This window comes from Halocella sp. SP3-1 (genome assembly GCF_003953885.1).
Taxonomy (GTDB): domain Bacteria; phylum Bacillota; class Halanaerobiia; order Halanaerobiales; family DTU029; genus Iocasia; species Iocasia fonsfrigidae.
Genome location: NZ_CP032760.1, coordinates 843,015 through 856,766, shown reverse-complemented (window position 1 = coordinate 856,766; position 13,752 = coordinate 843,015). Strand labels below are relative to the sequence as shown.

The 13,752-nt window shown below is 36.9% G+C and carries 10 protein-coding genes and 1 pseudogene; 3 read left to right on the top strand and 8 right to left on the bottom strand.

All coding sequences use genetic code 11. The annotated features are described in order from the left end of the window. Window positions 1–13 precede the first annotated feature (13 nt). The 4 genes and pseudogenes from D7D81_RS04020 to larB all read right to left on the bottom strand — a co-directional run bounded on the left by D7D81_RS04020 (window position 14) and on the right by larB (window position 5,630). Window positions 14–1,003, bottom strand: coding sequence for an ABC transporter substrate-binding protein (locus tag D7D81_RS04020; RefSeq protein ID WP_125987531.1), 990 nt, complete (start codon window positions 1,001–1,003; stop codon window positions 14–16). Between the two features lie 475 nt (window positions 1,004–1,478). Then, entirely contained in the window at window positions 1,479–3,578 is a 2,100-nt protein-coding gene (locus tag D7D81_RS04015; protein ID WP_125987529.1) for a sodium-translocating pyrophosphatase, read from the bottom strand. A 73-nt stretch (window positions 3,579–3,651) separates the two neighbouring features. Further along, window positions 3,652–4,859 (bottom strand): annotated as a pseudogene (gene larC, locus D7D81_RS20025) (nickel pincer cofactor biosynthesis protein LarC). A gap of 15 nt (window positions 4,860–4,874) precedes the next feature. Next, a complete protein-coding gene (larB, locus tag D7D81_RS04005; protein ID WP_125987527.1) occupies window positions 4,875–5,630 on the bottom strand; it encodes a nickel pincer cofactor biosynthesis protein LarB in 756 nt (251 codons plus the stop codon). Window positions 5,631–5,961: 331 nt separating this feature from the next. Here larB and D7D81_RS04000 point away from each other — a divergent pair, with 331 nt between their 5' ends. Then, the gene (locus D7D81_RS04000) at window positions 5,962–7,272 is read left to right on the top strand and encodes an aminotransferase class V-fold PLP-dependent enzyme (RefSeq protein WP_125987525.1); all 1,311 of its coding nucleotides are present in this window, start codon (window positions 5,962–5,964) and stop codon (window positions 7,270–7,272) included. A 115-nt stretch (window positions 7,273–7,387) separates the two neighbouring features. Continuing rightward, window positions 7,388–7,840: a DsrE/DsrF/DrsH-like family protein gene (locus D7D81_RS03995; RefSeq protein WP_125991899.1), complete on the top strand. Its 453-nt coding sequence runs from the start codon at window positions 7,388–7,390 to the stop codon at window positions 7,838–7,840. A gap of 262 nt (window positions 7,841–8,102) precedes the next feature. On the opposite strand, the gene D7D81_RS03990 is transcribed toward D7D81_RS03995, so the two are convergent. Genes D7D81_RS03990 through mnmA form a run of 3 tightly spaced genes read right to left on the bottom strand, consistent with a single transcriptional unit; the run spans window position 8,103 to window position 11,309 of the window. Then, window positions 8,103–9,479 carry a sensor histidine kinase gene (locus D7D81_RS03990; protein WP_125987523.1) on the bottom strand — a complete coding sequence of 459 codons (1,377 nt, stop codon included), beginning with the start codon at window positions 9,477–9,479 and terminating at the stop codon, window positions 8,103–8,105. Further along, window positions 9,476–10,168, bottom strand: coding sequence for a response regulator transcription factor (locus D7D81_RS03985; RefSeq protein WP_125987521.1), 693 nt, complete (start codon window positions 10,166–10,168; stop codon window positions 9,476–9,478). Before D7D81_RS03985 ends, D7D81_RS03990 begins: the two co-directional genes overlap by 4 nt. A 46-nt stretch (window positions 10,169–10,214) precedes the next feature. Continuing rightward, entirely contained in the window at window positions 10,215–11,309 is a 1,095-nt protein-coding gene (gene mnmA, locus D7D81_RS03980; protein ID WP_125987519.1) for a tRNA 2-thiouridine(34) synthase MnmA, read from the bottom strand. Window positions 11,310–11,885: 576 nt separating this feature from the next. On the opposite strand from mnmA, the gene D7D81_RS03975 reads away from it, so the two are divergent. Beyond that, entirely contained in the window at window positions 11,886–12,734 is an 849-nt protein-coding gene (locus D7D81_RS03975; RefSeq protein ID WP_125987517.1) for a CAP domain-containing protein, read from the top strand. 54 nt (window positions 12,735–12,788) lie between these two features. On the opposite strand, the gene menA is transcribed toward D7D81_RS03975, so the two are convergent. Continuing rightward, window positions 12,789–13,733, bottom strand: a complete 945-nt coding sequence (gene menA, locus D7D81_RS03970; RefSeq protein WP_125987515.1) for a 1,4-dihydroxy-2-naphthoate polyprenyltransferase — start codon at window positions 13,731–13,733, stop codon at window positions 12,789–12,791. Window positions 13,734–13,752 lie beyond the last annotated feature (19 nt).

Sequence of the window (13,752 nt, the reverse complement as noted above, 5' to 3'; positions counted from 1 at the left end):
TTGTCATATCCAATTATTCAATTATTTCGTTAGCTTTATCTAATAACTCATCAGGAATAGTTACAGCCATCGCCTCAGCAGCCTTTTTATTAATAATAAGTTTGGCATCCCGCTGACTTTCAATAGGCATTGTAGCCGGTTCAGCTTCACCCTTCAATATTTTAAGGGCCATTGCCCCGGTCTGTTCACCTAAACCATAATAATCAATACCTACTGTTGCTAAAGCACCTCTCTTAACTGTTGTGCCTTCACCAGTAATAAGAGGTATATCATTATCTTCTGCTACCTTAACCACAGATTCAACAGCTGACACAACAGTATTATCAGTTGGTACATAAATTGCGTCTACCCGGTCAGCCAGTGACTGAGCAGCCTGTAAGACAGCTGCACTATTATCAGCAGTTGCTTCAACCAGTTCAATCCCTAATTCTTTAGCAACATCTTTAGCCAGTTCAACCTGTACAAGTGAATTACTTTCACCTGCATTATAAATAATTCCAACCCTTTTTACTTCAGGAACAAAATCAACAATTAAATCAAATTGCTGGTCAATAGGATTCATATCATTTGTCCCGGTGACATTACCCCCTGGTTTTTCTGCAGATTCAACCAATCCTGCATCAACAGGGTCTGTTACTGCTGTAATCAAAATCGGTATATCTTTAACAACATTGGCCACCGCCTGGGCAGTAGGTGTTGCAATGGCCAGGATCATATCTGGTTTATCATTACTAAATTTACGGGCAATAGTATTTGCATTAGCCATATCCCCCTGGGCATTCTGCATATCATAGACTACATCTTCATCAACAACATAACCATTCTCATTTAAATAATCAACAAAGCCGTCCCTCGCTGCATCTAAAGCAGGGTGTTCAACAATCTGAATAATCCCAATCGTTAGTTGTTCCTCTTCATTTCCCTGAAAAGATATAAAAACCGCCGCAATAACTATCAGGGCCAGCACAAGCAAAAATAATGCCTTACTACTCAGCTTCTCCATTAAAAAATGCTCCTTCCCCATTTAAATATTTATAAGAATTATACCACGCCTTATTTCTTAATGTCAAACAAGCAATTTCCTGTATACATAGATACAAAATCTATAGTTTGGGCAAAGTGGCTTCGCCACCCAGACTTAATCAAATACATCAGCTTTCTTAACTCAAACTATTTATTACACATAGTTAATCAATAAATTATTAACCAGACAGATACATTTGTTGTACGACTCTAGAAATTATCCGTAGGCACGACGCCGAAGGAGAATTTCTCGACAGTAAGCGGAGGTAGAACACCGCAGCGCAACCTCAAACTGTTCTTGTGCGCTCTGCTTAAATACGGAGTACCTGTAGCGTACGATAAGGGAAACAAATATATCTGTCGGTCTTTAAAGTTATCCACAATTTCTAAATCATATAGTACACTTATCTAACAAGAAAAGGGCCATGATGGCCCTTTTCATCATAGTATTTTATTTAAAAAATTGAATTCTGTAGAACAAAAGAAGCAAAAACAATAGATACCATACAGAGTAATTTTATCAAGATATTTATTGAAGGCCCAGAAGTATCTTTAAAGGGGTCCCCCACAGTATCACCAACAACAGCTGCTTTATGACTGTCAGAGCCCTTTCCTCCGTGATTGCCTGCCTCAATATATTTCTTGGCATTATCCCAGGCCCCTCCTGAATTGGCCATCATTACTGCTAGCAGAAAACCTGTTACCGTTGAACCCGCCAGCATTCCTGCTACCCCATTAACACCAAGTAATACTCCGACAAGAATAGGGGCAATTATCGCCATCAAAGAAGGCAAAATCATTTCCCGCTGAGCAGCCCTGGTGCAGATATCCACACAGCGGGCATAATCAGGCTCTACAGTCCCATCCAGGATCCCCTTATTTCCCTTAAACTGTCTTCTTACCTCTGTTACAATCTCCTGAGCTGCCTTACCAACAGACTCCATAGTAAAAGCCGCAAAAATAAAGGCCAGCATACCACCAATAAAGAGACCAATTAAGACATTAGGGTTTAGTATACTAAGGGAAAAATGAAAATCAGGTCTGACAGAAACTGCTATAAGCTCAACTTCATTCTTATAAGCAACTATTAAGGCCAGGGCTGTCAAGGCAGCAGAACCAATTGCAAAACCTTTACCAGTAGCAGCAGTAGTATTACCCAGAGAATCAAGGGCATCTGTACGTTCCCTGACCTCTGATTCCTGGTGAGACATTTCTGCTATCCCCCCAGCATTATCTGCCACTGGACCATAGGCATCTGTTGCCAGGGTTATCCCCAGGGTACTTAAAAGACCAACTGCCGATATCCCTACACCAAATAATCCCATATTAAAACTCTCTGCTCCACCTGCCAGATAAAAGCTGGCCAGAACTGCTATACCAATTATAATAACCGGCAGAGCAGTAGAGAGCATACCAAGTGAAATACCACTAATTATCACCGTAGCAGGCCCAGTATTGGCTGTGGCAGAAAGTTTCTGAGTAGGCGAATATGTGTCTGAAGTAAAATATTCTGTGAAAAAGCCTATTAATAAACCAGCAATCAAACCACTTAACATAGCGTAAAAGACACCAATATATTCAACACCAAGTATATTCCTGATGAGAAAATAAGAGACAACAACAACCAACAAAGAACTTACATATGTCCCTTTGCGCAGGGCCTTTAATAAGACACCCTGATCTGCATCTTCCCCTGATTTAACGAAAAAAGTCCCAATAATTGAAGCCAGAACACCAACAGCAGCTACAACAAAGGGAATAGCTACACCCCTTATACCCAGGCCAGCAGCTACAGCCAGGGCTGTAGTTGAGACAATTGAGCCGATATATGACTCATATAGATCAGCCCCCATGCCTGCTACATCACCAACATTATCACCAACATTATCAGCAATAACAGCCGGATTTCTGGGGTCATCTTCTGGAATACCAACCTCTACCTTACCAACCAGGTCAGCGCCAACATCAGCCGCTTTGGTATATATACCCCCACCTACACGGGCAAATAGGGCCATAGAACTGGCACCCATTCCAAAATTAAGCATAGCCGAGGTGATTTTTTGTATCTTCTCAGCCTCAGGTAAAAAACGATAAAACCAGTCTAAGAAATAGTACCAGAAACTCAGATGAAACATACCCAGACCAACTACCGCTAAACCCATGACCGCCCCACTGGAGAAGGCTATTTTCAAACTACGGTTAAGGCTTTTTTTAGCAGCAAAAGCTGTCCTCGCATTAGCATTAGTAGCAATAGTCATGCCAATATATCCTGATAAAGCAGAAAAGAAACCACCAGTAAGGAAAGCAAAGGAAACAAAATAACTGAGATAACCAATAAAGGCAAAAACCAACAACACTACAAACATAACTGCAAAGAAAATTGCCACTCCGGCATATTGTCTTTTCAAATATGCCCTTGCCCCATGCCGGATAGCCTCAGCAATCTTTACCATTTCTGCTGAGCCTTCACTCTCTTTCATAACAGAGTATGATAAATATGCTGCAAATAAAAGAGCTGCCAGAGAGGCAAATGGAGCTAATAATAATATATTCATTTTCCCACCATCCTTATATATTTTTTTGAATCTTTTAGTAAAAAAGATCCTTTAAAACTTATTTGATTAACAACTAGGCTTTATTCTGCCTGAAATACTCAGTTTTTACTGTGTCATATACTTTTTTTAAAGGAATATTTTTTTTGCAGGCAATATTATAGCAATCATCATATTCTGGGGAGAGATTAACCCTGTTATCATTCAAATAAGCCACTTTAACCCTTATTAAACCCCAGGGGGTTTTAACCTTAATAACCTCCCGGTCAAGAGAATAACGTGAAACCTCATTAATTACCCTGATTCCCAGTGTACTACTTTCAGTAAATAATATATTTAGGACTTCATTTAAGATATCAGCTGTAAGCAAAACATTCAATTTAATCCCTGGTCGATTTTTCTTCATCTGAACAGGTGTATAATAGACATCTAATGCCCCGGCTGAAAATAGTTTTTCCATAATATATTCATAAATCTCAGGATTCATATCATCTATATTTGTCTCTACTATCTTAATCTGCTTTTTTTTTTGCTTGTTTTCCCCAGACTAATTCTCAACAAATTAGGTATTGAGAGATCATAATAACCTGCCCCATAACCTGTATTTATAATAGTCATTTCCGGGCGAACTCCAAATTCCTCAGCCAGGGTTGTTATGATAGCTGCCCCAGTTGGGGTAACCAGTTCATTTTCAATACCTGTAGAAAAAACAGGAACCCCTGTTAACAACTCCATGGTAGCTGGTGCAGGAACCGGCATTAAACCATGGTCACATTTAACAAATCCCTGACCAGTATTTATTTTAGAGCCGTAAATTTTTTTAATCCCCAATAAGTCTAAGCCAATAACAGAACCTACAATATCAACAATAGCATCTACTGCACCCACTTCATGGAAATGGATCTCATCAATACCAACCCCATGTATTCCAGCCTCTGCCTCGGCCAGTTTATTAAAAATAGACTTGCATTTTTCTTTAACACCCTCAGTTAATGTACTATTATCTATTATACCCTCTATCTCACTAAGATTTCTACCATGGTGATGATGGTGATGCCCGTCTTCCAGATGATGTTGAGCCTGATTTTTTAACAACTCAACATTAACATATGTACCCCCTATCCCCTCCTTTTTTACCTGCTTAATCTCTATATTATATTCATCACTTAAACCCAACTTGTTTAATTCCTCTTCAAATTCCTCCTGCTTTAATCCTAGATCAAATAATGCCCCAAGAACCATGTTGCCACTTATGCCTGAGAACATATCAAAATAGGCTTCCATTTCTAATCAACCTCCCTAGATACCCATTTTATTAATTGAATTAGCCAAATAAGCTGCTCCAAAACCATTGTCAATATTAACCACACCTATTCCAGCAGCACAACTATTAAGCATGGTTAATAAAGGGGCAAGACCATTAAAACTGGCACCATAACCCACACTAGTTGGGACAGCTATAACAGGCTTATCCACCAATCCAGCTACAACACTGGGCAAAGCCCCATCCATACCTGCTACTACAATGATTACTCTGGCCTGATGCAAAATATCTAAATTGTCCAGGAGACGGTGTACTCCGGCAACCCCTACATCCCTCAACTTTTTAACCTCGTTTCCCATAATAAGGGCTGTTTCGCAGGCTTCTTCTACTACAGGGAGGTCTGATGTACCAGCACAAACGACTACAACAGAGCCTTTTCTGGGCAGTGGTCTCCGCTCCAGGATTATTACCCGCCCTAATTTATTATATTTTACCTCGGGAATAATTTGTTTAACAAGTTCATATGTTTCTGGTTCTGCCCTGGTAGCCAGTATATTGGAGTGATATTCTGCCAGCGATTCCATAATCTTCACTACCTGTTCACTGGTTTTTCCCTCAGCAAGAACTACCTCAGGGAATCCCCTTCTTCTATCACGATTATGATCTATTTTAGCAATACCTATATCATGATAACCACAGTCATAAATATCCTCCATTGCATTCTCAATACTCAATTTATTAGCCTGAACATCTTTTAAAATTTGCTTAATCTGGTCTTTATCTCTAAACATAAACTACCATCCCTCTGCAAATTTATATTCCTATTCTGCTTTATTATAACACTAATCTACCATACTCCTCAACTATTTACAGAGATGAAATAATAATTAGAAAAAGCAGAAAAAGATATAATTTATGTTTAATTATATTATTTTCCGTATTTTATGAATATTTAATCGGAGATTTAGTCTGTTTATTTTATATAATAAAATACCGTTTTATTATTTCTTGTTTATTATATTCACTAATAAATGCAAAAACCCTTTTTTTTAAGATTTTATTGGATAATATATTAACAAATTTATCATCGAATGAATAAAATATCTGAGCGAGGTGATATTTATGCCCTTAGGCAATTCTCCTTTCCGTAAATATATTCTCGGTTTAGAAACTAAAGTCCCATTAGCTAATGGGCAACAAACCAACTACATAAATTTTGATAATGCTGCTACAACACCACCATTATATTCAGTCATTAAAACCCTTAATGATTTTGCACCCTGGTATTCATCAATTCACCGTGGTCAAGGTTATAAATCTTTATTATCATCAGAATTCTATGAAGATTCCAGGAAAATAGTATTAAACTTTGTTAAAGGTAATCCTGTTTCACACACAGTTGTCTACGGCAAAAACACTACTGAAGCAATTAATAAATTATCATACCGCTTATCCAATAGTGAAGGTAAAAATGTTATTCTTACTACAGAAATGGAACATCACTCTAATGATTTACCCTGGAGAAACAGGTTTACCGTAGATTATATTAAAAGTACTGATGATGGCTCTATATCACTTGCTGACCTGGAGTCAAAACTTATAAAATATAATGATAGAGTAAGGTTAATTACTTTAACTGGGGCCTCCAATGTCACCGGATATAAAAATCCTATTTATAAAGCAGCAGGCCTGGCACACCACTATCATACTAAAATATTAATCGATGCTGCTCAACTTATTCCCCACAGCCCAATTGATATGAAACATGCTAATGAAAGTGAGAAAATAGACTTTTTAGTATTTTCTGCTCATAAAATGTATGCCCCCTTTGGTACAGGGGTTCTTATCGCCCCTAAAGAAACATTTCTAAATGGAAGCCCGGAATATTCTGGTGGTGGTACAGTTAAAGTTGTAACACAGGATAATGTTTACTGGGATCTCCCCCCACACAAAGAAGAAGCCGGCACCCCAAATATAATGGGCATTATAGCCCTAATGGAAGCAATTAATTCCTTAACTAAATTTGGCTTAGACAAGATTAGCAACTATGAAGAAAAATTATGTAATTATACAGCTAAACAATTACAAAATATACCTGATTTAAAGATATATAACACTAAAAAAATCCCTAAAGTTGCCATTATACCGTTTAATATTAAAGGAATAAGACATGATATACTTGCTCGTTGTTTATCTCACGAAGCAGGCATTGCAGTCAGAAATGGTTGTTTTTGTGCACAACCTTATATACAAAAGATCCTGAAGATAAGTCCGGGGGAAATCAAAAGACATATTAATAATACTGAACTACATCCTGGCTTAGTAAGAATTAGTTTCGGCATGTACAACACATATGAAGAAATAAACAAATTAATAGAAATACTTAATGATATAAGTAAAGATAAGAATAAATATTTAAGAAAATATAGCTAATTAATTAAACAACTTAGTTAATATATGAATAAAATCAAAGTTTTTTATCAAAAATAAGTCATATACTATCATTTAAAAGGGAGGGAACAATAATTTGCACAAAATTAATATACTAATGTTTAGTGGTGATTATGATAAAGCATTAGCTGCTTTAATACTGGCAAACTCTGCTAAAGATATCGGACTTGACGCTACTATATTTTTTGCCTTCTGGGGTCTTTTCTTAATTAGAGATCCTAAAAAATTTTCTGTGGAAGACAAAACACAATATGAAAAAATGTTTGGTATGGTAACACCAAAAGGACCTGAAGAATTACCTCTTTCCAGAATGAATATGAGTGGACTGGGGAAAAAAATGCTAGAAAAAATGATGGAAGATGATGATACCCCTCTTTTGTCAAACTTCCTACAGGAAGCCCGTAATAATGGGGTGGAGTTTTTTGGATGTCAACTTTCAGTTGAGGTTATGGGGATCAAAAAAGAAGAACTGCTAGCGGAGGTAGAAATCATCACAGCCCAGGACTATTTAAAAGATGCCCTTAATTCTAATATTCAACTCTTTATATAATGCATTAACAACCCAGTAATGATTTTTCCAAAAATAAAGAATATTATTTCTTTATTTTTTTTTCGATTTTACTTTACAAATTATCATCTTTTTAGTATAATCTAGATAACCCCTTATAAGAACATAAAGCTATAAGAAAAGGTGCTGAATTGAAAATTTAAATCCAGCAAAGTTTTATAAGGGGATAATATAAATACTTTTTTCATTTTTTATCCTCCTTTTTTGTGGGCCAGCTACTTTAAGTAGCTGGCCTTTCGTGTTATTATATGGTATTCTCAGCCTTATTAGGGAGAAATACCTCTACACTGGTTCCCTGACCAGGCTTGCTGTTTATTACTACTTCTCCCTGGTGCTCCTCTATAATCCATTTAGCTATAGATAAACCCAGACCAAGACCCTTTTCTTCTGACCTGGACTTATCCGCCCTGTAAAAACGTTCAAAGATATAGGGTATATCCTCTTCAGCTATACCTATACCTGTGTCAGCAATCGACACTTTTACCCCATCTCCGGTTAACACTGAATTAATCCTTATCTCCCCCCCTGCTGGAGTATACTTAATACTATTATCAATAAAAATCCTCAGCATCTGCTTAATCAATTTTCTATCACCATAAAACTCTAATTCTGGGGTACGATTAGATTCAATAAGCAGGTCTTCACTAATCATCTCTGTCTCTTTTAGCAGCTCATCAATAAGTTCCTTCCAGGGAAAATAATCCTTTTTTATTTCTAACTGATCACTATCACTACGGGCCAGAAAAAGTAAACCTTCTGTCAGAGACTGCATATTGCCAGCTTCATTTTTGATAGCCTCTATTGCTTCATCCCTGACTTCCGCCTCATTCTTTCCCCAACGGTCCAGCAGATTTATATAACCGCGTATTACAGAGATAGGTGTCCTCAATTCGTGGGAGGCATCAGAAATAAACTGCTGTTGTTTTTTAAAGGAATCCTCTAATCTGTCCAACATTGAATTAAAGGTATCTGCCAGATGATAGAGCTCATCTTCTGGGCCAGTAAGCTCCAGTCTCTTTCCCAGGTCATTAAAACTGATATTCCTGACTGTTTTTGTCATCCGGCTGAGTGGTTCCAAGGTCTTTTTAGTTATCATGTAACCAGTAAGAACTGCCCCTAAGATCCCCACAATACTGGTTGCTATCATTACTGTCAACAGAGCGCGTAAAAAACGGTATTCCAGGGTCATTTCTCTAACACCTTGAAGATAGCCTATAAAATTCCCTCTTTTAAGAATAAAACTACTCCGGTAGATAAAAGGCCTGTCATCAATAATCAAATTATTATATCCCGGTTTCAGAGGAATCGTCTGATCTTTAAGTAAAGTAGACTGACCCAGGATATTCTCCTGAGGAGAGAGGATTCGAAAATATATATTCTGTTCTGTCTGACTTATCTCTTCTATAATGTCTGTTTCATAGAGCTCATAACTACTATTAATCCTATTTAAAATAAATTCCATTGTCTTATCAAGGTTACTATGGGCACTATTTATAATAAAATAACGCAGACCAAAATAGGCCGCTCCATTTAATAGTAATATTACCAGGATAAACATTACAGCATATATAATAGTTAATTTGGTAGAAATCTTTTTTTTCCAATCAAAAAGATTGATCATCCTTGCTCATCCTTGATAACATAACCAACCCCACGTACAGTCTGTATTAATTTCTCCTGATAGGGGTCATCTATCTTACTCCTCAAATAACGGATATAAACATCAACTATATTTGTTTCTCCTACATAATCATATCCCCAGACATCATTCAATATTTTCTCCCGTGAAAGAACCATACCCTTATTTATTAAGAGATATACCAGCAGATCATACTCTTTTTTAGTAAGCTCTATTACCTCTTCAGCCCTACTGACCCTGTATTTTACCTGATCTACTACTAAATTATCGACCTTGAGCAGGCCTCTTTTATCAGCTTCATTACTATTAATATTCCTGCGCAGCAAGGCTCTGATACGGGCTAATAATTCTTCAATGACAAATGGTTTTGTTAGATAATCATCAGCACCTATATCTAACCCCTTGACTTTATCTGACGTAGAATCTTTGGCAGTAACCATTATTATCGGGATATTAGATTCTCTGCGTATCCTCTGACAGAGCTCAATCCCATCTAAACCCGGTAACATAATATCTAATATAATCAAACTAAAATCGCCCTCCTGCCAGCTGACCAGGCCTTCTTTGCCATTATATTCAACTACAACCTGATACCCTTCATGTGTTAGTTCTAATTCCATAAAACGGGCTATCTGTTTTTCATCTTCTATTATTAAGATTCTATCCTCCACTATTCTCAACCCCCTTAAATACTATTTTTGTCAATTAAACTAATGATCATTTAATTACTTGAGCAATAATACCTCCACCCAGACAACATTCATCCCGGTAAAATACTACAAATTGTCCAGGTGTTATAGCTTTCTGGGGTTGATTAAAAATTACCCGGCATTTTTGATCCTGTAATTCTACATACACCCCTCTATCTGACTGTCTATAACGAAATTTGGCCGTACAAGCAAAACTATCAGCAGGGGGCTGTCCCATAACCCAGTGCAAGTCGGTAGCTATTAAACCCCTGGAGAAAAGAACAGGGTTGTCCCCTCCCTGTACTACATATAATATATTTTCTTTAAGGTCTTTGGCAGCTACATACCATGGTTCACCTGAACCATCACCCCTGCCACCACCTATACCCAGGCCACGGCGCTGACCTATTGTATAATACATTAAACCATCATGTCTGCCAATAACATCCCCAGTCATAGTACATATGTTTCCAGGTTGAGCAGGGAGGTAATTCTGTAAGAAGTTTTTAAAGTTTCTTTCACCTATAAAACAAATACCTGTGCTATCTTTTTTTTCAGCCGTATTAAGGCCGGCTGAAGCTGCCATATCTCTTACCTCATCTTTAACTATACCTCCAATTGGAAAAAGTGTTTTGGCTAACTGCTGCTGTCCCAGAGTACAGAGAAAATAACTCTGATCCTTACCTGGGTCTTTACCCCTCAAAAGCTGATAAACCCCATCTTTCTCTTCTACTTTAGCATAATGTCCTGTAGCAATATAATCAGCATCCAATTGTAAGGCATAATTAAGGAAGGCTTTAAATTTAATCTCTTTATTACAGATAACATCTGGATTTGGTGTCCTACCGTTCTTATATTCATCCAAGAAATATTCAAAAACCCTCTCCCAGTATTCTTTTTCAAAGTTTACTGTATAGTAGGGTATATCAAGTTGATAACAGACCTTTTTAACATCTTCAAAATCTTCAGTAGCCGTACAATAACCCTCCTCAGATGGCTCATCCCAGTTTTTCATAAAAATACCTTTAACATCATAGCCCTCTTCTTTAAGAAGCATAGCAGCAACTGAAGAATCAACACCTCCTGACATTCCTACTATCACCCTTGTATCCTTTTTATCCATTAAAGATAACCCCTTCTTTAAAACTTAATATTTTTAAAAACCTATTAGATATTATAGCAAAAAATCATCTTTTAATTAATCTATCTATTTTTTTATACTTTGAACAAAATGGCTACGTCACCCAGACTAAATCACTAATTATTAATTTTTTCTTAGAACCACTTTTCACTCAAAGTTAACTACTCATTATAATAAACCAGACCAATATATTTACTGGACGACTCTAGAAATTGTCTGGAGGCATGGACGCCGGAAGACAATTTCTCGACAGTAAACGAAGGCAGGACGCCATAGTGCACGACAAGGTAAGTAAATATACTGGTCGGTCTTTAAAGTTATCCACAATCCTGCAAACCATAATTAGAGTTTCCTTAACTAACAAGAAAACTTTAATCTATAACACCTAAACAAAGCATACTTTAATAGGCCGGTTATCGGCTTAAATATCAACTATTAACCCTAATCCTTTGATACTTTAATAACCTCGAACTTTAAAGTAAATAACTTTAATACTACTAATATTTCTTAAGCAACTGACAAATAATATTCCTAAATAAAAAAATAGGAGGTTTCAATATGAAAAAAGCCAAGTTTTTACTCTTTGTACTGCTGACAATATCATTGGTCTCATGCAGTCAACAGGAGCAGAGCCAGCCAGTAGAACCCCTCCAATCCTCTATCTTTCAAACAGCTGATGTACAATACTGCCGGGTAAATAGCAGTAGTCTGCCTGTAAAAGCAGGTGCCAGTAATCAATTCGGAACAATAAGCAAACTCTCCCAGAATGATGTTGTCAGAGTCCTCGGAAAAATCGATGATTGGTATATTGTACGCCTTGATGACTACCGGGTAGGGTGTATAGACTCAACACAGACAAGCCCGGTTGTGAAAGACGGTCAAACAAACAATGAAATCCAAGCACCTGGGGGTGGTAATCAAAATAATCAAACACCTCAAACACAAGAACCAGCTCAATCGGGAAATGGCAATACACAAACACCACCTACACAAGCTAATAATGGAAACCAGGCCAACCCACCATCTAATCAGGAGAGTCAGCTGCTTAACTTGGTGAACCAGGAAAGGAGAAAAAATGACCTTCCTGTACTGAAAGCAAGCGGCGAACTTAACCGGGTAGCTAGAGTAAAAGCCCAGGATATGGTTGATAATAATTACTTTAGCCACAACTCTCCAACCTACGGCAGCCCTTTTGATATGTTAGACCAGTTTAATGTTGAATATCAATATGCTGGAGAAAATCTAGCCAAAAACACCTCTGTTTCCCGGGCACATTCTGCCTTAATGAGATCAAGTGGTCACCGCCGCAATATACTTAATCCTAATTTTACCCATATCGGCATAGGTGTCAAGCAAGAAGATAATGCCTATATCTATGTAGAATTATTTACTGGAGTACCACAATAAATTAGGTAAAACCGGGTTTTTTAACCCGGTTTTATTTTTACTGGCATAATTTAATCACAATAAAATTGATACCCCAATAGTTAACAAATAAACCAGGTTAATCAAAACAAAGTTTTTTACAGACAGTACAAAGGTATCTGCTTTACTTTGTTTTTGTGAGAACAATTTAATGTTTTTGACCACCACTAATAGAGTTAATAAGGTTAATAATACTATAGGAGACAAGATGTTTAAGAAAACAGAGACTATAATAATAAAATATATTATATAATATAAGGATTTAAACAAAATCAGGGCATCTTTTTTACCGATATAAACAGGTAGGGTATAACGTCTATTTTCTATATCATCTTCAATATCACAGATATTATTGGCCAGCATAATATTAGCAATACCCATTACAGCCGGTATAGACACCAGAAAAAGATAGACGATTTCCTCAAAATCCAAACCTATCCAGGTAATACCTTCATTAACTAAAATACTAATAATACCCTGGTCATAAACATGTATATAAACGGCAATAAAAACTATAATAAATCCCATGAAAAAGCCTGAAAAGAACTCCCCCAGAGGCATCCTGGAAATTGGAACCGGACCAAAGGAATAAAAAATACCTACCAAAAAAGAAATAACCCCCAGTATAAGTACAACAGAATCGCTGTTAGCAAATAAAAACACCCCGGCCAGAATTGCAATATTTAGTAAAACTGTTACCACAATTATTACTGAACGTTCACTAAGATCATCTCTGCTAATAGCATTATGCTGTTCATAGTTATATCCATATTTCTTGACTGCATTTTTATAGTCATAGTAGTTATTAATAGCTGTTGCCGCCATATCAAAGGCCAATAGGGAAATAAACATAAATAAAAAGTTTTTAGTATTAAATTGTTCATAACGATAAAGGGCAAACACAGTCCCCAGTAAAAATGGTATCAGACTAGCCACCTTGGTTTGAATCTCCACTAATTTCAAAAAACTTATTATTGACATATTACCCTCCATAATTCTT